The sequence below is a fragment of the Azotobacter chroococcum genome (assembly GCF_002220155.1).
GTDB classification, from domain to species: domain Bacteria; phylum Pseudomonadota; class Gammaproteobacteria; order Pseudomonadales; family Pseudomonadaceae; genus Azotobacter; species Azotobacter chroococcum.
In genome coordinates, this window is the sequence record NZ_CP011835.1 from 3,999,533 (window position 1) to 4,025,840 (window position 26,308).

21 protein-coding genes and 2 pseudogenes are annotated in these 26,308 nt (G+C 67.4%); 16 read left to right on the forward strand and 7 right to left on the reverse strand.

The window, feature by feature from the left end; genetic code table 11:
- Window positions 1–31: 31 nt before the first annotated feature.
- Window positions 32–853, reverse strand: coding sequence for a 3'(2'),5'-bisphosphate nucleotidase CysQ (gene cysQ, locus ACG10_RS18770; protein WP_089169363.1), 822 nt, complete (start codon window positions 851–853; stop codon window positions 32–34).
- A complete protein-coding gene (gene nudE / locus ACG10_RS18775; protein WP_089169364.1) occupies window positions 850–1,416 on the reverse strand; it encodes an ADP compounds hydrolase NudE in 567 nt (188 codons plus the stop codon). Before nudE ends, cysQ begins: the two co-directional genes overlap by 4 nt.
- A gap of 160 nt (window positions 1,417–1,576) precedes the next feature.
- On the opposite strand from nudE, the gene yrfG reads away from it, so the two are divergent.
- Entirely contained in the window at window positions 1,577–2,242 is a 666-nt protein-coding gene (yrfG, locus tag ACG10_RS18780) for a GMP/IMP nucleotidase (protein WP_089169365.1), read from the forward strand.
- 230 nt (window positions 2,243–2,472) lie between these two features.
- Window positions 2,473–2,949: a glycine zipper domain-containing protein gene (locus tag ACG10_RS18785; protein ID WP_089169366.1), complete on the forward strand. Its 477-nt coding sequence runs from the start codon at window positions 2,473–2,475 to the stop codon at window positions 2,947–2,949.
- Window positions 2,950–3,003: 54 nt separating this feature from the next.
- Here the strand turns inward: ACG10_RS18785 and cls are convergent, their stop codons facing one another.
- Together cls and ACG10_RS24550 are read right to left on the reverse strand one after the other, a co-directional pair.
- A complete protein-coding gene (gene cls / locus ACG10_RS18790; RefSeq protein ID WP_089169944.1) occupies window positions 3,004–4,449 on the reverse strand; it encodes a cardiolipin synthase in 1,446 nt (481 codons plus the stop codon).
- A 286-nt stretch (window positions 4,450–4,735) separates the two neighbouring features.
- Window positions 4,736–4,894 (reverse strand): annotated as a pseudogene (locus ACG10_RS24550) (TolC family protein); the annotation flags it as partial.
- Between the two features lie 197 nt (window positions 4,895–5,091).
- On the opposite strand from ACG10_RS24550, the gene ACG10_RS18800 reads away from it, so the two are divergent.
- The 4 genes from ACG10_RS18800 (at window position 5,092) to fabF (ending at window position 11,404) form a co-directional block, all read left to right on the forward strand.
- Window positions 5,092–5,709: a TetR/AcrR family transcriptional regulator gene (locus tag ACG10_RS18800; RefSeq protein WP_089169368.1), complete on the forward strand. Its 618-nt coding sequence runs from the start codon at window positions 5,092–5,094 to the stop codon at window positions 5,707–5,709.
- A gap of 82 nt (window positions 5,710–5,791) precedes the next feature.
- Window positions 5,792–6,907, forward strand: coding sequence for an efflux RND transporter periplasmic adaptor subunit (locus ACG10_RS18805; protein ID WP_089169369.1), 1,116 nt, complete (start codon window positions 5,792–5,794; stop codon window positions 6,905–6,907).
- Window positions 6,904–9,993, forward strand: a complete 3,090-nt coding sequence (locus ACG10_RS18810; RefSeq protein WP_089169370.1) for an efflux RND transporter permease subunit — start codon at window positions 6,904–6,906, stop codon at window positions 9,991–9,993. The genes ACG10_RS18805 and ACG10_RS18810 overlap by 4 nt, the downstream gene beginning before the upstream one ends.
- Window positions 9,994–10,114: 121 nt before the next feature.
- On the forward strand, window positions 10,115–11,404 hold the full coding sequence (fabF, locus tag ACG10_RS18815) for a beta-ketoacyl-ACP synthase II (protein WP_089169371.1): 1,290 nt from the start codon (window positions 10,115–10,117) through the stop codon (window positions 11,402–11,404).
- A gap of 244 nt (window positions 11,405–11,648) precedes the next feature.
- On the opposite strand, the pseudogene ACG10_RS24555 reads toward fabF, so the two are convergent.
- From ACG10_RS24555 to hslO, 3 genes and pseudogenes are all read right to left on the reverse strand, one after another.
- Window positions 11,649–11,816: pseudogene (locus ACG10_RS24555) on the reverse strand (TSUP family transporter); the annotation flags it as partial.
- Window positions 11,817–12,062: 246 nt separating this feature from the next.
- Window positions 12,063–13,607, reverse strand: coding sequence for a phosphoenolpyruvate carboxykinase (locus ACG10_RS18825; protein ID WP_089169372.1), 1,545 nt, complete (start codon window positions 13,605–13,607; stop codon window positions 12,063–12,065).
- A 290-nt stretch (window positions 13,608–13,897) separates the two neighbouring features.
- A complete protein-coding gene (gene hslO / locus ACG10_RS18830; RefSeq protein WP_039806244.1) occupies window positions 13,898–14,791 on the reverse strand; it encodes an Hsp33 family molecular chaperone HslO in 894 nt (297 codons plus the stop codon).
- A gap of 369 nt (window positions 14,792–15,160) precedes the next feature.
- On the opposite strand from hslO, the gene ACG10_RS18835 reads away from it, so the two are divergent.
- The 10 genes from ACG10_RS18835 to ACG10_RS18880 are packed head-to-tail and all read left to right on the forward strand — an operon-like array spanning window position 15,161 to window position 26,307.
- Window positions 15,161–16,513, forward strand: a complete 1,353-nt coding sequence (locus ACG10_RS18835; RefSeq protein ID WP_089169373.1) for a UDP-glucose dehydrogenase family protein — start codon at window positions 15,161–15,163, stop codon at window positions 16,511–16,513.
- The gene (locus tag ACG10_RS18840) at window positions 16,510–17,637 is read left to right on the forward strand and encodes an NAD-dependent epimerase (RefSeq protein WP_089169374.1); all 1,128 of its coding nucleotides are present in this window, start codon (window positions 16,510–16,512) and stop codon (window positions 17,635–17,637) included. Before ACG10_RS18835 ends, ACG10_RS18840 begins: the two co-directional genes overlap by 4 nt.
- A complete protein-coding gene (locus ACG10_RS18845; RefSeq protein WP_232487141.1) occupies window positions 17,588–18,355 on the forward strand; it encodes a sugar transferase in 768 nt (255 codons plus the stop codon). Before ACG10_RS18840 ends, ACG10_RS18845 begins: the two co-directional genes overlap by 50 nt.
- 43 nt (window positions 18,356–18,398) lie before the next feature.
- Window positions 18,399–19,070 carry a CpsD/CapB family tyrosine-protein kinase gene (locus ACG10_RS18850; RefSeq protein WP_089169375.1) on the forward strand — a complete coding sequence of 224 codons (672 nt, stop codon included), beginning with the start codon at window positions 18,399–18,401 and terminating at the stop codon, window positions 19,068–19,070.
- 32 nt (window positions 19,071–19,102) lie between these two features.
- Window positions 19,103–20,110, forward strand: coding sequence for a polysaccharide biosynthesis/export family protein (locus ACG10_RS18855; RefSeq protein WP_089169376.1), 1,008 nt, complete (start codon window positions 19,103–19,105; stop codon window positions 20,108–20,110).
- A gap of 2 nt (window positions 20,111–20,112) precedes the next feature.
- Window positions 20,113–21,717 carry a GumC family protein gene (locus ACG10_RS18860; protein ID WP_089169377.1) on the forward strand — a complete coding sequence of 535 codons (1,605 nt, stop codon included), beginning with the start codon at window positions 20,113–20,115 and terminating at the stop codon, window positions 21,715–21,717.
- The gene (locus tag ACG10_RS18865) at window positions 21,690–22,802 is read left to right on the forward strand and encodes a glycosyltransferase family 4 protein (RefSeq protein WP_089169378.1); all 1,113 of its coding nucleotides are present in this window, start codon (window positions 21,690–21,692) and stop codon (window positions 22,800–22,802) included. The genes ACG10_RS18860 and ACG10_RS18865 overlap by 28 nt, the downstream gene beginning before the upstream one ends.
- Before the next feature lie 4 nt (window positions 22,803–22,806).
- On the forward strand, window positions 22,807–24,201 hold the full coding sequence (locus ACG10_RS18870) for an O-antigen ligase family protein (protein WP_089169379.1): 1,395 nt from the start codon (window positions 22,807–22,809) through the stop codon (window positions 24,199–24,201).
- Window positions 24,198–25,163, forward strand: coding sequence for a glycosyltransferase (locus ACG10_RS18875; RefSeq protein WP_089169380.1), 966 nt, complete (start codon window positions 24,198–24,200; stop codon window positions 25,161–25,163). The genes ACG10_RS18870 and ACG10_RS18875 overlap by 4 nt, the downstream gene beginning before the upstream one ends.
- Window positions 25,156–26,307 (forward strand): glycosyltransferase, encoded by a 1,152-nt coding sequence (locus ACG10_RS18880; protein WP_089169381.1) that lies wholly within the window; start codon window positions 25,156–25,158, stop codon window positions 26,305–26,307. Before ACG10_RS18875 ends, ACG10_RS18880 begins: the two co-directional genes overlap by 8 nt.
- Window position 26,308 lies beyond the last annotated feature (1 nt).

Sequence of the window (26,308 nt, forward strand, 5' to 3'; positions counted from 1 at the left end):
CCGGCGGGAGCCTTGGCCCCGCCCTTCCCATTCACTCCAGCGTCCGCGCCAGCGCGAGCAGCCCGTCGCGCCAGTCCGCCGCCAGCGGCAGGGCCAGGAACGACGGGTTGAGATAGTCGGCGCGTGCCGCGTAGTCCAGCGCCCGGCCCTGCAGGTCCAGCACCTCGCCGCCAGCGCCTTCGAGCACGCCCTGGGCGGCGGCGGTGTCCCACTGCGAGGTCGGCGCCAGGCGCGGATAGCAGTCGGCGCGGCCCTCGGCGACCTGGCAGAACTTCAGCGAGCTGCCGACACTGGCCAGTTGCAGGCTGCCGAAACGCGCGCCGAGCCCCTGCAGCAGGCGTTCCTGGGCCGGGCTGCTGTGCCGCCGGCTGGCGACCACGGTGAAAGCCTCGTCCGGGCTGCTGCGCACGCCGATCGGCTGCTGCAGGCCCGGCGCGTCGCTGCGCCAGGCGCCGAGTCCGGCGCCGCCGAAGTAGCAGCAGCCGGTCGCCGGCACGCCGACCACCCCGAACAGCACCCGGCCGTCCTCGATCAGCGCCACGTTGACGGTGAACTCCGCGCTGCCGGCGATGAACTCCTTGGTGCCGTCCAGCGGGTCGACCAGCCACCAGCGACGCCAGCCGGCGCGCTCGGCCAGGGGAATCGCGCAGTCCTCCTCGGAGAGCACCGGTATTCCCGGCTCGAGCGCCTGCAGCCCGGCGCAGAGGACGCGGTGCGCGGCCAGGTCGGCGGCGGTCACCGGCGAGGCGTCGGCCTTCTCCTGCACCTCGATATCCACGCGCCAGTACGGCAGGATGGCGGCGCCGGCCTGGCGCACCAGATCGATCAGCGGGGCGAACGGGACAGGGCTCACAGGACCAGGACTCCGCGCTGGACCAGCAGATCGCGTGCCAGATAGAGCGCGGCCAGGGCCCGCCCCTCGCTGAACTGCGCATGCCGGACCAAATCGGACAGCTCGCGCAGGTTGACCCGCTCGACCCGCATCGGCTCCGGCTCGTCGCCCGGCAGACGCTTTTCGTAGAGGTCGCGGGCCAGCACCACCTGGATCTTCTGGGTCATGTAGCCGGGCGACAGGGACAGCTCGGTGAGGTACTCCAGATGGTGGGCGCCGTAGCCGGCCTCCTCCTTCAGTTCGCGGTTGGCCGCCACCAGAATGTCCTCGCCCGGCTCGATCAGCCCCTTGGGCAGGGACAGCTGGTAATCGTCGGTGCCGGCGCAGTATTCCTCCACCAGCAGGGCGTGCTGGTCGTCGATCAGCGCGACGATCATCACCGCGCCGTAGCCGCTGCCGGTGCCCACCAGACGCTCATAGGTGCGCTCGACGCCATTGCTGAAGCGCAGCTGCAATTCCTCGACGCGAAACAGGCGGCTGGTCGCGACGATCGCTCGAGCGAGTACGGTGGGTTTCTGGCGCATAGTCATTCCTCGACTGGATGGGAGGCTCGATTGGACGTTCTTCTGGAGCCCTGTGGCTGGGTATCATACCCCGGCTTGCGGCGCGGCTCGCCCTTGGCCGATGGCGCGCAGGTCCTTCGCATGCCACGCTTTCCGAAGCCTCCACCCGACAAGAGCCGCCATGCCCCCGCTACCCTGGAGCGAAATCGATACCGTCCTGCTCGACATGGACGGCACCCTGCTCGATCTGCATTTCGACAACCATTTCTGGCTGGAGCACCTGCCGCAACGCTATGCCGAACACCACGGCATCAGCCGCGCGATGGCCGAGCAGGAACTGCTGCCGCTGTTCCGCGAACATGCCGGCCGGCTGACCTGGTACTGCCTGGACTTCTGGAGCGCCGAGCTGAAGCTGTCGGTCGTCGAACTCAAGCGCGAGGTCGCCCACCTGATCGCCCTGCGCCCTAACGCCGACCGCTTCCTTGCCGCCCTGCGCGGGGCCGGCAAGCGCGTCGCGCTGATCACCAACGCGCACCGCGATTCGCTGTCGCTGAAGCTGGAGCGGGTCGAGCTGGCCCCCTGGTTCGACCGCCTGATCAGCTCCCACGACTACGGCTTTCCCAAGGAGGACCAGCAGTTCTGGCTCGCCCTGCAGCAGGACTTCGGCTTCGCGCCGGCACGCAGCCTGTTCATCGACGACAGCCTGCCGGTCCTGCGCAGCGCCCGGCGCTACGGCATCGCCCATCTGCTGGCGGTACGCCAGCCGGACAGCCGGCAGGGACCGAAGGACACTGGGGAATTCACCGCCGTGGAGAGCTATCCGGCGCTGTGCGAGGGGCTTTGCTGAGCCAGGGAAAAGACCGTGCCAGAGCGGATCACGACGGTCGCCGGAAGGCTGGGGAAAAGGCAGGAACGACCTGCAGAAAAGGGTTGACAGTCCCGATTTCGCAAAGTTCCCCTTAACAAACAACGAGTTACAAAGCAACAAAAAATCCTGCAGATCGGCAGAAAATGCTTGCACAAAGCCTTCACGGCGGAGAGGATCGCCTCGTCATCCCCACTGAGGTTCCCCACGTCATGAAGTACGCACCCATACTCCTGCTCTCCTTCGGCCTGGCCAGCGGCGCGGCATTCGCTGGCGGCAACACCGAGGCAGCTGTCGGCGGCGCACTGGGCGGCACACTGGGCTCGGTTGTCGGGGGCGCCCTGGGTGGCTCCACCGGCGCGGTGATCGGCTCGGGGGTTGGCGGTGCAGCCGGCGCCGGGATCGGCGCCGACCGCCGCAGCCGGACCGAAGCGGCCATCGGCGGCGGGCTCGGTGCGGCCGGCGGCAACGTCATCGGCAATTCGGTCGGCGGCCGTACCGGCGGCGTGATCGGCGCCGCCCTCGGCGGCGCCGGCGGCGGCGCCCTGGGCAACGCCTATGGCGACGATGACGACGACGACCATGGCGGTCGCCGCCGCGTCGAGCACCACCACCATTACCACGACAACGGCTATCACCGCGGCCACCACAAGCACAAGCACAAGCGTCGCCATCGTCACGACGACTGATAGCAGTGCAATCCGGACCCAGAAGAAGCCCGCCCCATGGCGGGCTTCTTCGCTTCAGAGGATCGGCGAAATCAGCCGTGCCACCCGCATGCCCAGGCGCTTCAGGCGGTGCGCCCGGCGGCTCTCCTCCCTGTCCAGCTCGCGGGAGCGGCTGAAGTCCGTCTGCAGCATGCACTCCACCTCCGCGGCGAAGGCGGCATCGACAGTGAACAGAGTCAGCTCGAAATTCAGCCGGAACGAGCGATTGTCCAGGTTGGCGCTGCCCACCGCCGCGGTATCGCCGTCGATCAGCAGCACCTTCTGGTGCATGAAGCCCGGCAGGTAACGGAACACCCGGATGCCCACCTCGAGCGCCTCGAAGGCATACAGGCTGGAGGCGGCATAGACCACCCGGTGATCGGGCCGCGACGGCAGCAGCAGGCGCACCTCCAGCCCGCGCAGCGCCGCCAGGCGCAGGGCGGCGAACACCGACTCGTCGGGCACGAAGTAGGGGCTGGCCAGCCAGATCCGCCGGCGCGCCGCATTGATCGCCGCGACGAACTGCAGCGAGCCGGTTTCCTGGGGATCGGCCGGGCCGCTGCCGACCAGCTGGCAGAGCACCCCGCCGGCGGGATAGCGCTCCGGCAGCAGCAGCGGCGGCAATTGCCGGGTGGTCCAGAACCAGTCCTCGGCGAAGGACTCCTGCAGGCAGGCCAGCACGGGGCCGCTCAGCTCCACCTGGGTATCGCGCCAGGGCGAAAGGGCCGGATTGCCCCCGAGGTAGTCGTCGCCGACGTTCAGCCCGCCGAGAAAGCCGCGCCGGCCGTCGACCAGCACCAGCTTGCGGTGGTTGCGGAAATTCAGCTGGAAGCGGTTGAGCAGGCCGCTGTGCGCGGAGACCGAGAAGGCATGCATCGCCACCCCGCCCTCGCGCAGGCGCTGCACATAGCGGCGCGGCAGGGCATGACAGCCGATGCGGTCGTAGAGGAAGAACACCTGCACGCCGCTGGCGGCCCGCTCCAGCAGCAGGCGTTGCAGACGCCGGCCGAGGCGGTCGTCACGGACGATGAAGAACTGCAGCAGGATCACCTCGCGCGCCTGGGCGATGGCCTCGAAGATCGCCGCGAAAGCATTCTCGCCGTCGATCAGCAGGCGCACCCGGTTGTTCGCCAGAGGCGGCTGGCGGCCGAGGCGCGCCAGCACCTTGAGGTTCTGCGCCGCCTCGCTGTCATGGGCCGTCAGGGCCTCCTCGACCCAGGGTCGCCAGTCCAGCTCGGCCATCGCCCGGTGCATCTGCAGGTCGGCCTGGCGGCGCGCCTCGATGTAGGCATCGAAACGGCTGCGGCCGAACACCAGGTAGGGCAGCAGGGTGAGATAGGGCATGAACAGCAGGGAGATGGCCCAGGCGATGGCCCCCTGGGCGGTGCGCACGGTGAACACCGCATGGACGGCCGCAGCCACCCCGAGCGCCTGGATCAGCACCAACAGATAGCCCAAGAGCTGGAAAGCGCCCTGCTCCATGCCCATGCCCCACTCCATCGAGATGCCGCTTCTGAGCATAACAGGCGGGCATGGCGATGGAGCGTCGGGAAGCGGCTGTGAAAAAGCCTCCCGGACAGACCGTGGAAAACACGCTACAGCGGCTTAAACAAACGTCCCGACTTGCTCAGGGCGTTTGCTTCTGGACTGTTGCCCGATCCCGAGAGCGGACAAAAGTCCGCTCAGGCCAGTAGCGCCATCAGGCGCCGGGCCCCCAGCAATGGGCGCTATCCGCCCCAGAGCGGACATCGTTTTCGCTGACCGTCTGTTACCTGGTTGCTACCGTTTCGGACTTGCGGGATTGCCAACCCCCATCAAGTGCCTTGAAGGCAGCGACGCCTACTCGCGCTGATTCCGTCTGCGCCTGGGCTCGCGCATCGGAAGCATGTAGCAAGTCTTCGTCGGCCTTCAGGACTTCAATTAGGCTGTCGGGGCGAACGTAGTCGGGACCATGGCGCAGCCTGCCGAGAGGCTGGCACTGATGAGCAGGGCAAGGGTGCGCTTGGGTAGCATGGGCTTCTTCCGGAGCTGAGGATATGGCGAGCAGAATACCAGTGACCATAATACATAATACATAATAGTCACTTGTTGTCCGCTTTAACGACTGGCAGTAAGCTGTAAATCATGAACAAAACAGTCACCCATTCAGTTCCAGCTCGCGGCCCAGCCGATCACGAAGTGCGCGATCAGATCGTTGCCGCAGCCACCGAGCACTTCAGCCGGTATGGCTACGAGAAGACGACCGTCTCCGATCTCGCCAAAGCCATCGGCTTTTCCAAGGCCTACATCTACAAGTTTTTCGAATCCAAGCAGGCCATTGGCGAGATGATCTGTGCGAATTGCCTGTGTCAGATCGAGGCCGAGGTCAGAGCGGCCGTCGATGAGGCCGATCGCCCGCCGGAGAAGCTGCGGCGGATGTTCAAGGCGATCGTCGAGGCTAGCCTTCGCCTGTTTTTCCAGGACCGTAAGCTCTACGAGATTGCCGCTTCGGCGGCGACCGAGCGCTGGCAGCCGGCGCTCGCTTATGAAGGGCGCATCCGGGAGTTGCTTCAGGACATCTTGCAGGAAGGTCGGCAAACCGGAGACTTCGAGCGCAAGACGCCCCTCGATGAAACCGTGATGGCGATCTATCTGGTCATGCGTCCTTACCTCAACCCGCTGCTCTTGCAGCACAGCTTCGACTACACCGACGAAGCGCCCGCCCAGCTGTCTGGCCTGGTGCTGCGCAGCCTGTCGCCCTGAGACGGGGAGGCTTTGTGACTATTGACTATTTTAGTCACTAGATTCAGAGTGGAGCCCTGACCGATTCGTCGATGGGACTCTCATGCTCCGGCGCCGCCTCTTTTTACCAACCGTCATCTGCGTATTGCCGTTTGCGTTGGTCGCCTGCGGCGAAAAAACACAATCCGATCCACGCGCCGAAGCGCCGCTGGTGCGTGCCGCCATCGTTCAGGGGGCAACCCCTGCGCCACGCGCCTTCACCGGGACCGTAGCTGCTCGAGTCCAGAGCGACCTGGGCTTTCGCGTCTCCGGCAAGGTGCTGGAGCGGCTTGTGGATACGGGGCAAACCGTCAAACGCGGCCAGCCACTCATGCGTATCGATCCCGTCGATCTGAAGCTCGCCGCGCATGCGCAGCGCGAAGCGGTCGCCGCTGCGCGAGCGCGGGCGCAGCAAACGGCTGAGGATGAAGCCCGCTACCGCAACCTGCGCGGAACCGGCGCGATATCGGCGTCGGCCTACGATCAGGTCAAGGCTGCGGCGGATGCCGCCAAAGCCCAGCTCAGTGCGGCCGAGGCCCAGGCTGAAGTTGCCCTCAACGCCACCCGTTATGCCGAGTTGCTGGCCGATGCCGATGGCATTGTCATGGAAACGTTGGTCGAACCCGGCCAAGTCGTCAATGCCGGCCAAGTCGTGGTGCGCTTGGCTCATGCCGGGCCCCGTGAAGCGGTTATCCAGTTGCCGGAAACCCTGCGTCCGGCGGTCGGTTCCGCCGCACAGGCCACGCTCTTCGGCAAAGAGGACGTTAGCGTTCCGACCAAGCTCCGGCAGCTATCGGATGCCGCAGACCGACTGACCCGCACCTTCGAGGCGCGCTATGTGCTGGAAGGGGAACTGGCCAACGCGCCGTTGGGCACCACGGTCACCCTGCAGATCCCGGCTGGGCATTCCTCCATGCAAGGCATCTTGCGGGTACCGATCGGCGCCCTGTACGACGCAGGCAAGGGCCCCGGAGTGTGGGTCATCCAGGACGAACCAACGCAGGTTCACTGGCAGCCGGTCGCGGTCCAGCACCTGGACGATGAAGGGGCGCGCATCACCGGTCAGCTCAAGCAAGGCGAGCGGATAGTCGCGCTCGGCGCGCACCTGCTGCACGACGGCCAGCAGGTGCGGGTGGCTGGTCAAGCCGCCGTCGCGGCGGCCGAGGGAGTCCGTCCGTGAGCGAAGGCCGTTTCAACCTGTCAGCGCTCGCCGTACGTGAGCGCTCCATCACCTTGTTCCTGATCTGTCTGATTTCGTTGGCCGGGCTCATTGCGTTCTTCAAGTTGGGTCGGGCGGAAGACCCAGCTTTCACGGTCAAGGTGATGACCATCATTACCGCCTGGCCCGGGGCCACCGCACAGGAAATGCAGGACCAGGTCGCCGAGAAGATCGAAAAGCGCCTGCAGGAGCTGCGCTGGTACGACCGCACCGAGACCTACACAAGACCCGGCTTGGCCTTCACGGCCTTGACGTTGCTCGACAGCACACCGCCTTCGCAAGTGCCGGAGGAGTTCTACCAGGCCCGCAAGAAGGTCGGCGACGAGGCGAAGGAGCTTCCGTCTGGCGTGATCGGGCCGATGGTCAACGACGAATACTCGGATGTCACCTTTGCCTTGTTCGCCCTCAAGGCCAAGGGCGAGCCGCAGCGCTTGCTGGTACGCGACGCGGAGGCGCTGCGCCAGCGGCTGCTGCACGTGCCGGGGGTGAAGAAGGTCAACATCGTCGGCGAGCAGTCCGAGCGCGTCTATGTCGAGTTCTCGCATGAGCGCCTGGCAACCCTGGGCGTCGGCCCGCAGGAGGTGTTCGCCGCGCTCAACAGCCAGAATGCCCTGACGCCGGCGGGCTCGGTGGAAACCAAGGGGCCGGAGGTGTTCATTCGCCTGGACGGCGCCTTCGACGAATTGCAGAAGATCCGCGACACGCCGGTTGTGGCGCAGGGCCGCACGCTGAAGCTGTCGGACATCGCCACCGTCAAGCGTGGCTATGAAGACCCGGCGACTTTCATGATTCGCAACGGCGGCGAACCTGCCTTGCTGCTGGGCATCGTCATGCGCGAAGGCTGGAACGGTCTCGACCTGGGCAAGGCGCTGGACAGCGAGGTGCGTGCGATCAACGCCGAGCTGCCGCTGGGCATGAGCCTGAGCAAGGTCACGGATCAGGCCGTCAACATCAGCTCGGCGGTCGATGAGTTCATGGTCAAGTTCTTCGTCGCGCTGCTGGTGGTCATGCTGGTGAGCTTTATCAGCATGGGCTGGCGTGTGGGCGTGGTGGTCGCCGCGGCCGTGCCGCTGACGCTGGCGGTGGTCTTCGTGGTGATGGCCGCGACCGGCAAGAACTTCGACCGCATCACCCTGGGCTCCCTGATCCTGGCCCTGGGCCTGCTGGTGGACGACGCCATCATCGCCATCGAAATGATGGTGGTGAAGATGGAGGAAGGCTGCAGCCGCATCGCCGCTTCCGCCTATGCCTGGAGCCATACCGCCGCGCCGATGCTGTCGGGCACGCTGGTGACGGCCGTGGGCTTCATGCCCAATGGCTTCGCCCGCTCCACGGCGGGCGAATACACCAGCAACATGTTCTGGATCGTCGGCATCGCACTGGTTGCGTCGTGGCTGGTGGCGGTGGTTTTCACGCCCTACTTCGGCGTCAAGCTGCTGCCTCACTTCAACAAGGTCGAAGGCGGCCACGAGGCGCTCTACGATACGCCGCGCTACAACCGCTTTCGCCGGGTGCTGGGGCGCGTCATCGCACACAAGTGGCTGGTCGCCGGTGCGGTGGTCGGCCTTTTCGTCCTGGCCATACTCGGCATGGGGCTGGTCAAGAAGCAGTTCTTTCCGATCTCCGATCGGCCCGAGGTGCTGGTCGAGGTGCAGATGCCCTACGGCACCTCGATCGCCCAGACCAGCGCCGCCACGGCGAAGGTGGAGGCCTGGCTGGCCGAGCAGGACGAAGCCAGGATCGTCACGGCTTACGTCGGCCAGGGCGCGCCGCGCTTCTTCATGGCAATGGGGCCGGAACTGCCTGATCCGTCATTTGCCAAGATCGTGGTCCGCACGGACAACCAGGAAGAGCGCGAGGCGTTGAAACATCGGCTGCGCCAGGCGATTTCCGAGGGCCTCGCCGCCGAGGCGCGCGTGCGTGTCACCCAACTCGTGTTCGGCCCGTATTCGCCGTTCCCGGTCGCCTACCGCGTCACCGGCCCGGACGCGGAAAAGCTGCGCGACATCGCCGCCGACGTGCAGCAGGTCATGAATGCCAGCCCGATGATGCGCACGGTCAACACCGACTGGGGCACGCGCACGCCCACGCTGCATTTCACCTTGCAGCAGGACCGCTTGCAGGCCGTGGGGCTGACCTCCAGCGCCGTCGCGCAACAACTGCAGTTCCTGCTGAGCGGTGTGCCCGTTACCGCCGTGCGCGAGGACATCCGCACGGTGCAGGTAGTGGCCCGTTCGGCCGGGGACACCCGCTTCGATCCGGCCAGGATCGCGGACTTCACCCTGGCGGGCGTCAACGGGCAACGCATCCCGCTGTCGCAGGTCGGGAAGGTCGATGTGCGCACGGAGGAACCGATCATGCGCCGGCGCGACCGCATGCCGACGATCACCGTGCGGGGCGACATTGCCGATGGTTTGCAGCCGCCGGATGTGTCAACGGCCATCACCCGGCAGCTCCAGCCCATCATGGAGAAACTGCCGAGCGGCTATCGCATCGAGCAGGCGGGCTCCATCGAAGAGTCAGGCAAGGCGACGGTGGCGATGTTGCCGCTGTTTCCCATCATGCTGGCAGTCACTCTGATCATCCTCATTTTGCAGGTGCGCTCGATTTCCGCGATGGCCATGGTCTTCCTGACCAGTCCGCTGGGGCTGATCGGCGTGGTGCCTACGCTGATTCTTTTTCAGCAGCCGTTCGGCATCAATGCGTTGGTCGGTCTGATTGCGCTATCAGGCATCCTGATGCGCAACACGCTGATTCTGATCGGGCAGATCCACCACAACGAACAGGCGGGATTGGACCCGTTTCGTGCGGTCGTCGAGGCAACCGTGCAGCGTGCCCGCCCGGTGATCCTGACCGCATTGGCGGCAATCCTGGCCTTTATCCCGCTGACCCATTCGGTGTTCTGGGGAACGCTCGCCTACACGCTGATCGGCGGCACGTTCGCAGGAACCGTACTGACCCTGGTGTTCCTGCCGGCCATGTATTCCATCTGGTTCAAGATCGGGTCCGGCACGGTCACCCGCCCCATGGAGGCGCAGCACGCATGACCGGGGCTTGAGGTGATCGGATGTAGATGTGTTCGCTTACCAGAGATAACCGATATGCGGCCAGAAAGAAGCAAACGGTGCTCGCTGCGAGGCGCCGACCGTGTGACAAGCGAGGTAGACGATGAGTGTCCGTAATGCAGTTCGTATCGTGGTGACGGGGACAGGTACCGTCGGACCACTGGGGTGCGGCACAGAGATGGTCTGGTCCCGTCTGTTGGCGGGACAGTCGGGCATCCGTGCCCTGCCTGCCGATCTGGCCGATGGTACCGGCTGCGCTGTAGGCGGGCGGGTGCCAACGCTGGAAGAGGACAGGCAGGCGGGCTACGACCCGGAGCAAATCGTCGCCGCCAAGGAGCGCAAGAAGATGGATCGCTTCATCGAGTTTGCGCTCGTTGCCGCTCAGGAAGCCTTGGCGCAGGCGGCCTGGCAGCCGGCAGACGAGGAACAGCGGCAGCGAACCGCAACCATCATTGCATCCGGTGTCGGTGGGTTCGGTGCCATCGCCGAGGCCGTGCACACCACGGACGAGCGCGGGCCGCGCCGGCTCTCGCCATTCACCGCGCCTTCGTTTCTCGCCAATATGGCGGCCGGGCACGTCTCCATCCGGCACGGCTTCAAGGGGCCGCTCGGGGCACCGGTGACCGCCTGCGCGGCCGGGGCGCAAGCCATCGGTGATGCGGCCCGACTGATCCGTAGCGGCGAAGCGGATATTGCGGTGTGCGGCGGGACCGAGGCCGCGATCCATCGCGTCACGCTCGGAAGCTTTGCTGCGGCGCGTGCGTTGTCCACTGGATTCAACGACCGCCCCCAGCAAGCGTCGCGTCCGTTCGACCGCGACCGGGATGGCTTCGTCATGGCCGAAGGCGCCGGCCTGCTGGTGATCGAATCGCTGGAACATGCGCTGGCACGCGGCGCACGGCCACTGGCGGAGCTGGTCGGCTACGGCACCAGCGCCGATGCCTATCACCTGACCGCCGGCCCGGAGAACGGCAGCGGCGCTCGACGCGCAATGGAACAGGCGTTGCGGCAGGCCGGTATTGCCTCGGGCGATGTGCAGCACATCAATGCACATGCGACCTCCACTCAAGTTGGAGACCGGGGCGAGCTGGCCGCCATTCGGTCCGTCTTCGGGACCGGATCGGGTGTGGCGATCACATCGACCAAATCCAGTACCGGCCATCTACTGGGAGCCGCAGGCGGGATCGAGGCCATCTTCACCATCCTGGCGCTACGCGATCAGATCGTCCCGCCTACGCTGAACCTCATCCATCCCGACGAGGCGGCCGGCGGCCTAGATCTGGTTGGCCTGACCGCGCGGAAAATGCCGATCCAGTACGCCCTGTCAAACGGGTTCGGGTTTGGTGGTGTCAATGCCAGCGTGCTGTTTCGTCGCTGGGAACCATCCCGATGAAACCTCTAACCCGGGAAGCCTCCGCTCATAGCGGATTGCAAGAGGCCCGGTTGGCCAGGCGACGAGAGGCTGGTACAGGCGGCTAGCGAGGCCTTCGCACCGCTCGGCTACGACCTTTCGCCAATGACGTTGGTGATGGCTGGATCGAATTCCACCTGATCGGCGTCCTGCTCGCGGTGGAGCCATGGAACCTCCCGATCCATGAGCTCACCCGCGTGATTGCACCGGCGATCGCGGGCAGAACCAATGCCCGCTCCGGCAACGCATGAGCCATCCGCACGCCCCAGCCAACGCCGAACAGACCGCCGATCGCCAGGGAAATGCCCAGCATCCAGTCGACCCGCCCGTGCAGGGCGTAGGTGACCAGGCTGACCACCGTGCTGGGCGCGGCCAGCGCCAGCGAAAGGCCCTCTGGGCGACGAACTGGCTACTGATGCGCCTCCATCATGGCCTGACAGGGCCGCCTGCTGACGCTTGAGCTGCTTGATGCTCAGTTGCCGGCGCGCCGAGGCTGCCCTGGTCGGGGGATTGGCCGCGGATGCAAGCCATAAATGACAATGCCCGCATCTTACGATACGGGCATTGTCCTCATCCGCCCCACCGACTGCCAGGTTTTCACACAGTCTGCGGAGGCGGCTTCTTCACCACGCGCTGCGGCTTACAGCAGCGGGCCGGCGTCGCGGATGGCGTCGGAAACGTCGAACTTCCTGAAGTTCTCGATGAACTGCCTGGCCAGGGCACGCGCCGCCTCGTCGTAGGCGCTCTTGTCGGCCCAGGTGTTGCGCGGGTTGAGCAGCTCGGTGTCGACCCCCGGCACGACCTTCGGCACGTCCAGGTTGATGATCGGCAGACGCTCGGTCTCGACGCCGATCAGCGCGCCGCTCTGGATCGCCGCGATCACGCCGCGGGTGGTCGGGATGTTGAAACGCTTGCCGACGCCGTAGCCGCCGCCGGTCCAGCCGGTGTTGACCAGGTACACCTTGGAGTCGTAGCCCTGGATGCGCTTGATCAGCAGCTCGGCGTACTCGCCGGCCGGACGCGGGAAGAAGGGCGCACCGAAGCAGGTGGAGAAGGTCGACTTGATGCCGCCGCCGGAACCCATCTCGGTGGAGCCGACCAGCGCAGTGTAGCCGGACAGGAAATGGTAGGCCGCCTGCTCGTTGTCGAGGATCGACACCGGGGGCAGCACGCCGGTCAGGTCGCAGGTGAGGAAGATCACCGCATTCGGTTCGCCGGCGCGGTTGTCCGCCACGCGTTTCTCGATCAGCTCGCGCGGGTAGGCAGCGCGGGTGTTCTGGGTCAGGCTGCTGTCGGCGTAGTCGGGCTGGCGCGAACGCTCGTCGAGCACCACGTTCTCCAGCACGGCGCCGAACTGGATGGCCTTCCAGATGACGGGTTCGTTCTTCTCGGACAGGTCGATGCACTTGGCATAGCAGCCGCCCTCGATGTTGAACACGGTGCCCTCGCCCCAGCCGTGCTCGTCGTCGCCGATCAGGTAGCGACTCGGGTCGGCGGACAGGGTGGTCTTGCCGGTGCCGGACAGGCCGAAGAACAGGGTCACGTCGCCCTCCTCGCCCGTGTTGGCGGCGCAGTGCATCGGCAGCACGTCGACTTCCGGCAGCAGGAAGTTCTGCACGGAGAACATCGCCTTCTTCATCTCGCCGGCGTACTGCATGCCGGCCAGCAGGACCCGCTTGGCGGCGAAGTTGATGATCACGCAGCCGTCGGAATTGGTGCCGTCGCGCTCCGGCACGCACTCGAAGTGGGGGGCGTTGAGGATCTGCCATTCGCTCTTGCCGGCGGGGTTGAACTTTTCCGGGTTGATGAACAGGCAGCGGCCGAACAGGTTGTGCCAGGCCGTTTCGGTGGTCATCTTGACCGCCAGGTAGTACTCAGGATTGGCGCCTACATGGACGTGCGAAACGAAGCGGTCACGTTCGGCAAGGTAAGCTTCGACGCGCGACCAGAGGGCGTCGAACTTGTCGCTGGGGAAGGGACGGTTGATGCTGCCCCAGGCAATCTTGTGCTGAGTGCCCGGTTCCTCGACGATGAAGCGGTCGCCCGGGGATCGCCCGGTGCGATGGCCGGTCCGAACCACCAGCGAACCGTTGGCGGCCAGTTCGCCTTCTCCGCGACGGAGGGCTTCTTCTACCAATTGTGCGGCGCTGATGTCGGTAAACACGGCTTGAGTGGCTTGCGTCATGTGCGTCCGATCGGCTTGTGGCCGATTCCTCCATACGTTTTGTAGCGCGACATCCGGTCACGCTACAGGGAAAAGATAAAAAAAGTGCGGCGATCATACCAGAAAAGCCGACGACACAGTAGGAGCCGCTAGTCTGGCAAAGGTTCCCTGCCGTCACACCATCGGCCGGAACGCGACCGGCGCTGCCGAGGTTTTTCGAAGACAGGCAGGCCCCTGCCCCCCTTGCCGGAGCAAGCCTTTGTCGAAAAATCCGTGCATCCGGGCCGGCCGATCACGGGCGGCCCGGCCGCTCAATGGCGGGTCGCCGAGGGCGCCTCGCTGCCGCCGCCGGCGAACAGCTGGGCGATGTCGCTGGCATCGAACTCGTAGCGCTGGTTGCAGAACTGGCAGTCGACCACCACCAGGCCGCTGCGCTCGCGCAGCAGCTGCTCGGCATCCGCGTGTCCCAGGCTGGACAGGGCGTTGGCCGAGCGCTCGCGCGAACAGCTGCAGCGAAAGCGCAGCGGCAGCGGCTCGAACAGGCGCACGGCCTCCTGGTGGTAGAGCCGGCGCAGCAGGGTCTCGTTGTCCAGCGCGAGCAGCTCCTCGGCGGTCAGGGTATCGGCCAGGGTGACCAGGTGCTCCCAGCTGGCCGCGCGCGCCTCGGCATCCTTCTGGCGGTCGCCGGGCAACTGCTGCAGCAGGAAGCCGCGGGCGCGACGGCCGTCGGCATTGAGCCAGAAGCGCGTCGGCAGCTGCTCCGAACTGGCGAAATAGCCGGACAGGCAGTCGGCCAGGCTGTCGCCCTGCAGTTCGACGATGCCCTGGTAGCGCTGCCCCTGGGCGGGATCGACGGTCAGGGTCAGCAGGCCCTCGGGCATCAGCTCGCGCAGCCCGGCGCCGGCCGGGATCTGCTCGGCGTGATAGCGGGCGATACCGCGCACCTCGCAGTCGCTGGAGCACTCGACCATGAGCAGGGGCACCGCCCCCGGGGAGCGCGCCTGCAGCACCAGCAGGCCGTCGAACTTGAGGGTGCCGACCAGCAACGCGGCGGCGGCGAGCATCTCGCCGAGCAGCTGGGCGACCGGCTCGGGATAGGGGTGCTTGGCCAGCACCTCGGCGTAGCTGCCGCGCAGGTCGGCCAGTTCGCCGCGCACGTCGGTGTCGTCAAAGAGAAAGCGTTGGGTGAAATCGAAATCGGGCATATCGGCTGGCCATGTCGGGGAACAGAGCTGGCCTGCAGCCAGTCCTCGGAGTCGGAAAAAGCAAAATCGCCACAAGCGGCCGACTCGCAGGGAAATTCTAGAAAGAAAGCGGGAAGCCTCCAAGTTTTCCGTCATTTCCCGTTTCGACACGATAGTACCGCTCGTCGGGTGAAATGATAATTTCCCGCTCCTAACCAATACTCCAAAAGCTCAGAAAAATATAAGGAATTGAATAGGTTACAGGAGGATGATGGCCATTGTTATGCCATCTATGGAGTGTCAAACAGACATCAAGCCGCCTGCTTGACAGTCTCCTTGTACGACCGCCTATACCTGTAACACCGCACTCCCCCAATGAGGCACGCCAACATGGACGTGAGTGTTTTCGGTACCGGATACGTCGGCCTGGTTCAGGCTGCTGCCCTGGCCGACGTCGGCCACCGGGTTCTCTGCGTCGACATCGACGAGCTGAAGATCCAGCAGTTGCAGCGGGCGGTTCCGCCCATCCAGGAGCCCGGCCTGTCCGCCATGATCGACGACAACCTGCGCGAGGGCCGGCTGTCCTTCAGCACCCAGGCCAGCGATGCGGTGATTCACGGCCAGCTGATCTTCATCGCCGTCGGCACCCCGCCGGACGAGGACGGCTCCGCCGACCTGCGCCACGTGCTGGGGGTGACCCGCGAAATCGCCAGCCACATGCAGGCCGACCGCACCCTGGTGATCAAGTCCACCGTGCCGGTGGGCACCGCCAGCCAGGTGGAGGCGGTCGCCCGCGACGAACTCGACCGCCTGGGCAAGGGCCAGCTGGCGGTGCGGGTGGTGTCCAATCCGGAATTTCTCAAGGAGGGCAGCGCGGTCAACGACTGCATCCGCCCCGACCGGATCATCGTCGGCAGCGACGACGAGCTGGCCCGCGCCCAGCTCGCCGAGCTCTACGCGCCCTTCTGCCGCAGCCGCGACAAGCTGATCTTCATGGACAACCGCAGCGCCGAGCTGACCAAGTACGCGGCCAACGCCATGCTGGCCACGCGCATCAGCCTGATGAACGAGCTGGCCAACCTGGCCGAGCAGCTGGGTGCCGACATCGAGGCGGTGCGCCGCGGCATCGGCTCCGACCCGCGCATCGGCTACCACTTCATCTACCCCGGCTGCGGCTTCGGCGGCTCCTGCTTTCCCAAGGACCTGCGCGCCCTGCTGCACACCGCCAGGGCCAGCGGCCAGCCGCTGCGCCTGCTGCAGAGCGTCCAGGAGGTCAACGAGACGCAGCGCCTGGTGCCGTTCCAAAAGCTGCAGAAGCTCTATCCCGAGGGACTGGCCGGCAAGTCCATCGCCCTCTGGGGACTGGCCTTCAAGCCGAACACCGACGACATGCGCGAGGCGCCCAGCCGCTGCCTGATGGAGGCCCTGTGGCGCGAGGGCGCGACGGTGCGCGCCTTCGACCCCGAAGCCATGTCCGAATGCCGGCGCCTGTACGGCTACCGCGACGACCTGGTGCTCTGCGCCACCCGCGACGACACCCTGCAGGACGCCGACGCGCTGGTCATCTGCACCGAGTGGAAGGCCTTCCGGGTGGTCGACTTCGCGCTGCTCGCGCACAAGCTGCGCGACCGCCTGGTCATCGACGGGCGCAACCTCTACAACCCCCAGCAGCTGGCTGCCGCAGGCCTGCGCTACCTGGGCATCGGCCTGCCGCAGGTCGCCCCCCAGGCAGGCCCGCAATGAAGGTCCTGGTCACCGGCGCGGCCGGCTTCATCGGCGCCCACTGCGTGCGCCGGCTGCTGCTCGACGGCCATGAGGTCATCGGCCTGGACAACTTCAACGACTACTACGCCCCGGCCCTGAAGGAGGACCGGGTGCGCTGGGTATGCCAGGAGGCCGGCGACTTTCCGCTGCGGCGGCTGGATCTCGGCGATGCCGCCGGCATCGCCGAGCTGTTCGCCAGCCAGCGCCCGGAAGTGGTGGTCCACCTGGCCGCCCAGGCCGGCGTGCGCCACTCGCTGAGCCATCCGCAGGACTACGTGCAGAGCAACCTGGCAGGCTTCCTGAACATCCTCGAAGGCTGCCGCCAGCAGCCGGTGCAGCACCTGGTCTACGCTTCGTCCAGCTCGGTGTACGGCGCCAACCAGCACACCCCCTATTCGGTGCAGGACAACGTCGATCACCCCCTGTCGCTGTACGCCGCGAGCAAGAAGGCCAACGAGCTGATGGCCCACAGCTACAGCCACCTGTTCGGCATTCCCGCCACCGGCCTGCGCTTCTTCACCGTCTACGGCCCCTGGGGCCGGCCGGACATGTCGCCGATCCAGTTCGCCCAGGCCATCGTCGAGGGGCGGCCGCTGCGCCTGTTCAACCATGGCCGGCACCGGCGCGACTTCACCTACATCGACGACATCATCGAAGGTCTGGTGCGGCTGCTGGCGCAGCCGCCCCGACCCGACCCGCACTGGGACCGCGAACGGCCCCGCGCGGAAAGCAGCATGGCGCCGTGGCGCCTGTACAACATCGGCGGGCATCGACCGATCGCCCTCACCGACTACATCGACACCTTGGAAAGGCATCTGGGCCGCAAGGCCCAACGAGAATTGCTGCCTTTGCAGCCCGGGGACGTGCTCGACACTTATGCCGACGTCTCGGAATTGCAACGGGACACCGGCTTTCAGCCCCAGGTCAGTCTCGAAGAAGGCCTCGCCCGCTTCGTATCCTGGTTTTGCCACTACTACAGGATCGGCAGTCCCGATGCCGCGGCGCGCTCATCCGCCGCCATGGCCGGGGATCTGCCGCATGAGGTAATGCGCAATGAATGCCCCGGGAAACTCGTTCCAACAACCCAGCTTCGCCAAGGATAGCCAGTACCGCCTCAAGGAAAAACGCACCGATCCCTCGCAGCGCGAAAAGATCGAGAACGCCCTCTGGGTCCACAACCGCGGCTGGCTCAGCGGACGCCAGGGCGGCCGCCCCTGGACCCTGTCCCACACCAAGCGCGTCAGCGAGGCGCTCGCCGCCCTCCTCCTGCTGCTCCTGCTCTCCCCCCTGCTGCTCGGCATCGCCCTGCTGATCAGGCTGGGCAGCCCGGGCCCCGTGCTGTTCGTCCAGCAGCGCACCGGCTTTCGCGGGCGCCGCTTCGGCATGTTCAAGTTCCGCAGCATGGTAGCCGACGCCGAGGCCCTGAAGGAGTCGCTGCGCCACCTGAACAAGCACGGCCCCGACGCCATCGACTTCAAGATCGACGCCGACCCGCGGGTGACGCCGATCGGCCACTGGCTGCGCCGCACCAGTCTCGACGAGCTGCCCAACCTGATCAACGTGGTGCGTGGCGAGATGCGCCTGGTCGGCCCGCGCCCCACCTCGTTCAACGCCAGCCGCTACCACCCGCACCACCTCGGCCGGCTGAGCATCTACCCCGGCATGACCGGCCTCTGGCAGATCTCCGGGCGCAGCGACGTCGACTTCGACGACCGGGTCGAGCTCGACATGACCTACATCCGCCGACAGGGTCCCCTGCTGGACCTGTGGATTCTCCTGAAAACCCCCATCGAAGTGTTCCACGGCCATGGCGCCAGCTGAACCTTCCCTTTCTTCAGGCCGTGCACGCCTCAGGAGTCAGCCCATGACCATGCTCCGTTCCGAGCAAACCACGCTCCTGCTGGAGCAGGACCAGCGTGTCCTCAGTCCCAGCGAAGTCAACCTGGCAGCCACGCTACTCGACCAGAGCTGCCGGACCCTGCTGATGATCGCCCCGACCAGCGGCTGCGGCACCACCACCAGTGCCCTGAGCATGGCCCGGCAACTGGCCCACTCGGCCAAGGGCAAGCTGCTGCTGGTCGACGCCAGCCCCTCGGCCACCGGCCTCAGCTCGCGCCTGGGCATGGCGGCCGACCCGGGCCTGTTCGAGCTGCTGCAGAGCCCGCATCCGGAGGGCGAACTCAGGCACTGCATCCAGCGCCATCCCGAGCTGCCCTTCGACCTGCTGCCGCTCGGCCAGCCCTCGCCGGCGGCCGGCCGCTTCACCGCCGAGGATCTGCAGCACCTGCTCGACTGCCTGGCCTCCCGCTACCGCTTCGTGGTGGTCGACGCCGAGGCCGTCTACAGCGGCACCAGCGGCCTGACCCTGGCGGCCATGGCCGACGCCGTGGTGCTGGTGGTCCGCGCCGAGGAAACCCGCCTGGAAGTCGCCCAGGCCGCCATGCAGCGCCTGCGCCAGGCCAACGCCAAGCTGCTCGGCAGCGTATTCAACGCCCGCCGGTTCTACATGCCGAAGTGGCTCTACAGGCTGCTCTGATCACGGATCGCACCCACAGGACGGACGCCACCATGCACAAGCCAATCCTCCCCCTGCTCGCCTTCCTGGCCCTGGCCGGCTGCAGCAGCCAGCGCTCGATCCCCGCCTACATCCTCACCGCCCCCGAGGAGCAGGCCACGCAGAGCGAACTGATCCCGGTGACCCAGGTGCTGCGCCCGCAGGATGTCCTCGACGTGATCTTCCACATCGAGATGGACTCGCCCAACGCCTATCGCATCCAGCCCGGCGACCAGCTGGAGATCCAGTTCGCCACCGCCAAGGGCCTGACCGGCATCAAGACGGTGATGCCCGACGGCACCGTCAACCTGGAATACGTCGGCAGCCTGAAGGTCGCCGGGCTGACCGTCGAGGAAGCCCAGGCGCAGATGGTCGAGCGCTACCGGGAGACCCTGCGCACGCCGCTGATCACCGTCTCCGTGGCCAAGGCGCAGACCCGTGCACAGCACCTGCGCGACACCCTGTTCAGCCCCAACAGCGGGATGAGCCGGGACATCACCATCGGCGCCGACGGCCGCGCCACCTTCCCGATGCTCGGCAGCATCCGCCTCAGCGGCATGAGCCGCGACGAGCTCGAGAAGCTCTTGAACGAGCGCTACCGCGAGGAGGTCGGGCCGATCCAGGTCGACGTGCTGCTCAAGGCCACCGCCGCCAACGAGATCTACGTGCTCGGCGAGGTCGGCCAGCCCGGCGCCTATCCGGTGCGCCGGCCGATCTCGGTGCTCGAGGCGCTGACCATGGCGCGCGGCCACAACCCGGTCACCGCCGACCTCGACTCGGTGCTGGTCCTGCACCGCCGGGGCGACCAGGTGGTATCGCGCACCTACGACCTCGAGGAACTGCTCGACAACGACGCCGACAGCGTCGCCTACCTACAGCCGGACGACCTGCTCTTCGTGCCGCGCAGCGGCCTGACCAGCGCCGGCGACACCATGCGCCAGCTGGCCGACGTGATGCTCTTCAGCGGCTTCAACTTCGGCTTCTCCTATCAGGTCGACAACAAGGATGATGGAGACAACTAGCGATGGACACCCTCCGACACGAAAACCCGCTCTATCCGCTCCTCTACACGCTGTACGCCAACCGCCGGCTGATCAAGCGGGTGTTCCTGGCCTTCGCCGCCCTCGTCCTGCTGTTGCCGCTCCTGCTCAGATCGACCTACGACATCAGTGCGGAAGTCCTGGTGCAATCCAAGAAGGTGGCGCAGACCGAGCCCAACAGCGCCAGCCTGCAGCAGGAAACCGACAAGTTCCTGCCGCCGACCCTGGCCGACATGGAAACCGAAAGCAGCATCCTGCGCTCGCCCGAGCTGGTCCGGGCGACCCTCGACTCGCTGCGCCAGGAAGGCCACTTCGCCGAGGAGGACGGTCTGCTCGAGCAGGTGCTGCTCAACCCGCTGCGCGACTACCTGATCAACCCCCTGCGCGAGCGGCTGCTCGACCCGCTGCTCGCCGCTCTCGGCTTCGCCGCCGAGCCGGTGCGCGACAGCCGCCTGGACGAGCTGACCCTGGCCACCCTGGAGGACCTCGAGGTCGTCCCGCTGCCCGGCTCCAACGTCATCGCCGTGCACTACCGGGCCGGCGAGCCGGCCCTCGGCACCCTGTTCGTCAACCGCCTGCTCGACACCTACCTGATGCGCCGTCACGCGCTGCATTCCAACGACCTGCCGGAAGCCTTCTACGAGCAGAAGAAGGCCCAGTACCAGAACCAGCTGGGCGATCTCGAGGGCCAGCGCCTGGCCCTGCTCGGACGGATCAGCGCGGCCAATCCCGAGGAGGAGATCACCTTCCGCCTCAACGCCATCAACCAGGAAGAGCAGACCCTCAACCAGTACCGCGACCGCCTGCTGGAAAACCAGCGCTGGGTCGACTACCTGCAGAACAGCCTGGCCGTGGCACGCAAGGCCAGGCTGACCGATTACGGCTTTCCCTACACCTTCGCCAGCACCCTCAACAACGCCGCCTTCGAAGACCGCGAAATCCGTCAGCTGGGCGACCGGCTGATCGAGCAGATCGGCCAGTACGGCGCCGAAACCGACGTCTACAACCCGAACAGCGCGCCGATGAAGAACCTCTACGCGCAGATCAGCCGGACCCGCCAGCAGTTCCTCCAGGTGATCGGCAACCGCATCAGCGAACGCCAGAAGGAACTGGAAGTCCTCTCCGGCGTGATCGCCCAGAAGACCACACGGATCGCGGAATACCAGGCCCGCATCCGCGAACTGCAGGACGCGCAGGGCGGCCTGCGCCAGCTCAACACCGAGATCGAGGCCCTGCACCAGGCCTTCTTCACCTACACCCAGCGCTACGAGGAAAGCCGCAGCCGCGCCCTGCTCGACGGCGGCCAGTCCAACGCCAAGGTCCTCAGCCGGCCCTTCGAGCCCACCGCGGCGAGCTTTCCCCAGCCCCTGCAGATCATCCCCCTCGGCCTGCTCAGCGCCCTGCTGCTGGCGATTGCCGCCGGCTATATCCGCGAGTTCTTCGACCATCGCTTCAAGCATCCCGAGCAACTGCTGAACCAGCTCGGCCTGCCCGTGCTGATGACCATCAACGACACGCAGCCCACCGCGCTGCCCAATCCGCACAAACCCGGGAGCCTGCCATGGATTCGACACTGGGCCAGCGACTGAGCACCCGTCAGAAGGAGGCGCCGCTGCGGATCGCCCACCTGCTCAGCAGCGGCGGCTTCTACGGTCTCGAACGGATGCTCCTCGAGCACTGCCAGTACGCGCCCGGCCAGCACCGGGTGCTCCTGCTCGACGGCCCTGAGCCGCTGGCCCAGCGCTTTCGCGAGGCCGGCGTGGAGCTGAGCCGCTGCACCGGCCTGGGCAGCCTGCTGCGCCAGCTGGGGCAGTCGGACGCACGACCGACGCTGCTCAACGGCCACGGCTTCAAGGGCCTGGTCTACGGCTGGCTGAGCGCGCTCTGTCTCGGCCTGCCGCTGATCGTCACCCAGCACGGCTTCACCCCGCGCAGCCGCAAGCAGCGCTTCTACGCCTGGCTCAGCCTGCGCCTGTGCCGCACCGCGCAGGTACGCGCGGTGGTCTGCGTGGCCGACAGCATCGCCCGCCTGCACCGCCAGGCCGGGGTGCGCGCCGGCAAGCTGCACGTGCTGCCCAACGGCCTGCCGCCGGCCCCCGCGGTCACCTACCTGCGGCCGCCGGCAGCCCCCCCTGCCCCGCTGATCGGCTTCGTCGGCCGCCTCAGCGCGGAAAAGGGCCCGGACCTGTTCGTCGAGCTGGCCATCGCCCTGTGCCGGCGCAATCCGCGCCTGCACGCCGTACTGCTCGGCGAGGGTCCGCAGCAGCAGGCCCTGCAGCAGAGCGTCGACGACGCCGACCTGCACGGGCGCATCCTCCTGCCCGGCTACCGGAAAGACCTGCCGGCCTGGCTGCGCGCCCTCGACGTCCTGGTGATCAGCTCGCGCACCGAGGGTACGCCGATGGTCCTGCTGGAAGCCATGCAGGCCGGCGTGCCGGTGGCCGCCTTCGCCGTGGGCGGCATTCCCGACGTGCTCGACCACGAGGCGTCCGGCCTGCTCGTCGCGCCCGGCGAGGTCGACGAGCTGGCCCGGCAGGTGGCGCGCCTGCTGCTCGACAAGGCGCTGTGCCGGGCGCTGACCGAACAGGCCAGACTCGCCCAGCTGCGCCACTACCACCTGCCGGCCCAGACCGAGCGCTGGCGGCAGCTGTACCGCAACGCGGTCGGAGAGTAAGGCAATGGTCCTGACGCTACCCCTGGCTCTGCTGCTCGGACTGGCCTGCCTGCTGCTGCTGGCCAGCCCCTGGCCCTATCTGGCGCCGCTGGCGTTTCCCGCCCTCGCCGCCCTCGCCGTGCTCTACCGCAAGCCGGTCTGGGGCCTGCTGGTGATGCTCGCCCTGGTGCCCTTCGAAGGCCTGTTCTCCGCCGCCGATGCCGCCGGCGGGAGCAGCAGTGCCGGCTTCACCCTGAACAAGCTGCTCGGCCTCGCGCTGATCGCCATCGCCGCCCTGCAGCTGCTGCTGCGCCAGCTGCCGGTACGGCGCCTGCGCAGCAATCTGTGGCCGCTGCTGCTGGCCTTCCTCGCTTTTTATATGACCAGCCTGGCGTTCAGCAGCCACCTCGGCCTGTCGCTGCAGCAGCTGCGTCAGCTCGCCGTCGGCCTGGTGCTGTTCAGCCTCACCGTGCTGTTCGGCCGCGACCTCGACCTGCCGGCCCTGGCCCGCGTGCTGGTGCTGTCGGTGGCCAGCACCTGCGTGGTCGCCCTGCTCTCCACCAGCACCCAGCCGGCCAGCCGCGCCATTGGCCTGCTCGCCGACCCCAACTACTTCGCCCTGCTGATCAGCGTCGCCCTTCCGCTGGCGCTGCTCCTGGTGGTGCGCGCACCGCGCTGGCCGCAGCGGCTGTTCTGGCTGGCGCCGCTGCTGTTGCTGCTCGCCGGCCTCGGCCGCACCGGCTCGCGATCCGGCCTGCTGGTGGTGCTGCTGACCGTCGCCATCGCCGCCTGGCACTACCGCGAGCACCTGAAATACCTGGTGATCCGCCGCCTCGGCTGGGTGATCCTGGCCGGGGCGATCGCCGTGCCGCTCGCCCCCGCGCTGCTGCCGGACAGCTTCATCCAGCGCCTGGAGGTCCTCGCCAGCCTGAAATCGGGGGTCAAGGCCTACGCCGACACCTCGCTGGCCCGGCGCAGCGCCTACGTGGTGGTGGGCAGCCAGATCATCGCCGAACACCCGCTGCTCGGCAGTGGCCCCGGCACCTTTCCCCTGGAGTTCGCCAAGACCGGCTACGCCATCGCCTTCTCCATCCGGGGGCTGCCGGTCGAGCTGTACCGCGAAGCGCACAACACCTACCTGGGCATGTTCAGCGAGGTCGGCGTGCCCGGCGGCCTGCTGTTCGTCGGCCTGATCCTGCTCAGCCTGCGCAACTGCCAGGTCGCCCGCCGCCACTGGCTGAGCCGCGGCGACCCCGAGCGGGCGGCGCTGGCCGCCCACTTCGGCCTGTCCTGCCTGGCGCTGGCCTGCTTCCTGTTCTTCCTCAGCGTGCCGAGCCACAAGTACCTCTGGGTGATGCTCGGGATCACCAGTTTCCTGCGCCTGCAGGCCGACGACGACGCGGCCGGAGAGCGGCCATGAAGCGCATCTCGATCATCGTGCCGACCCTCGACGAGGCCGAACGCCTCGGCCGCACCCTGGAAGCCGCCCGGCGCGCCGCCGAACAGGCCGGCCTCGAGTACGAGCTGATCGTCCCCGACAACGGCTCCCGCGACGGCAGCCAGGCGCTGGCCCGCGGCCTCGGCGCACGAGTGCTGGACTGTCCCGGAGTGAACATCGGCGCCCTGCGCAACCGCGGCGCCGCGGCGGCCAGCGGCGACTGCCTGGCCTTCCTCGATGCCGACATGGAGATGCCCGCGGACTGGCTGACCACCTGGCGCGCGGTGCGCGAGGCGGACCGCGCCGACGTGCTCGGCCTGGTCCACCAGGCGCCGCCCCAGGCGCCCTGGTATGCCCGCGCCTGGCTGCAGCGGCTGGTCGCCGAGCGAGACCGCCCGGCGCTGCTGGACTGGCTGCCGACCGCCAACCTGTGCCTGGAGCGCGCCTGGTTCGAGCGCGTCGGCGGCTTCGACGAGCGCCTGCGCAGCGGCGAGGACAAGGACCTCGGCCTGCGCCTCGGCGAAGCCGGCGCGCGCCTGCTCAGCCTGCCCACGCCCACGGTGCTCAACTGGGGCTTCGAAGGCAGCTGGGGCGAGTGGCTGGGCAAGGAGCTCTGGCGGCAGAGCAGCCAGGCCCAGCTGCTGCGCAAGGGCCACGCCAGCCTGCGTCTGCTGCGCTTCCCGCTGCTGGCGGCCGGGCACTGGGCGCTCGACGCGCTGGCCCTGCTCTGCCTGCTGCTCGGCCAGCCGGGGGCCGCCCTTGGCGCCTTCGCCCTGGGCTGGCTGCCGGCCGGCCTGCTCAGCCTGCGCCACCGCTACACCCGGCAGCGCCCGCTGCTGGCCGCGCGCCTGGCGCTGCTGCACTGGCTGCGACTGCACGTCGCCGGCATCGCCCTGCTGATGGGCCTGACCAACCTGAGCGCACGGAGGCCTTCCCGTGGCTGAAGCGATCTTCTGGCTGTGCCTCTGCCTGCCGCTCTTCGCCTACCTGGGCTACCCCGCCCTGCTCGCCCTGTACGCGCCGTTCCGCCATTCCGCGCCGAACGGCGCGCCACAGGAGCTGCCGCGGGTCAGCGTGATCGTCGCCGCCTACAACGAAGAGCGGAACATCGTGGCCAAGCTGCGCTCGCTGCTCGACGACGGCTACCCGCGCGAGCGGCGGCAGACCATCGTCGCCAGCGACGGCTCCAGCGACGCCACCGTGACGCTGGCCCGGCGCGTCGCCCAGCTCCGTCCCTGGGACGACATCCGCGTACTGGACCTGCCGCGCAGCGGCAAGGCCGGGGCGCTGAACAACGCGGTGGCCGTGGCCGACGGCGAGATCCTGGTGTTCAGCGACGCCGACACCCTGTGGACCGGCGACACCCTGCGCCAGCTGGTCGCGCCCTTCGCCGACCCGCAGGTCGGCGCCACCATCGGCAACGTGGCCATTCCCACCGCGGGCAAGGCGCTGGCCGTCGGCGACCGCCTGTACCGCGCCTACGAGTCCTGGCTGCGCCGCCTGGAAAGCCACACCGGCTGCCTGGCCTCGGCCGACGGCGGCCTGCAGGCCCTGCGCCGCAGCCTGTTCCAGACGGTACCGGCGGATGTCACCGACGACTTCTTCCTGAGCACCTGCGCGCCGGTGGCCGGACAGCGCATCGTCTTCGCCGAAGCCGCCCGGGTCCTCGATGTCGGCGTGGAGAGCGCCGACAACCAGTTCCGCCGCCGCCGCCGGATCACCACCCGCGGCCTGCGCAGCCTGGCCCGCCGCCGCGAGCTGCTCGACCCGCGCCGGCACGGCCTGCTCGCCCTCGGCCTGTTCACCCACAAGCTGGTTCGCCGGCTCGCGCCGGTCCTGCTGATTCCCCTGCTGCTGAGCAGTTTCTGGCTGTGGAGCGAAGGCGAGCTCTACCGCCTCGCCTTGCTCGCCCAGCTCGCCGGCTACGGGGTGGCGGTGATCGGCCTGCTCGGCCAGCGCCGGCACCTGCCGAAACCCTTCCACCTGGCGGCCTACCTGCTGGTGACCCTGGCCGCGATGAGCGCCGGTGTCTGGCAGTTCCTCAGCGGGCAGCGCTACCAGCACTGGAATCCGCAACAGAACCGCTAAG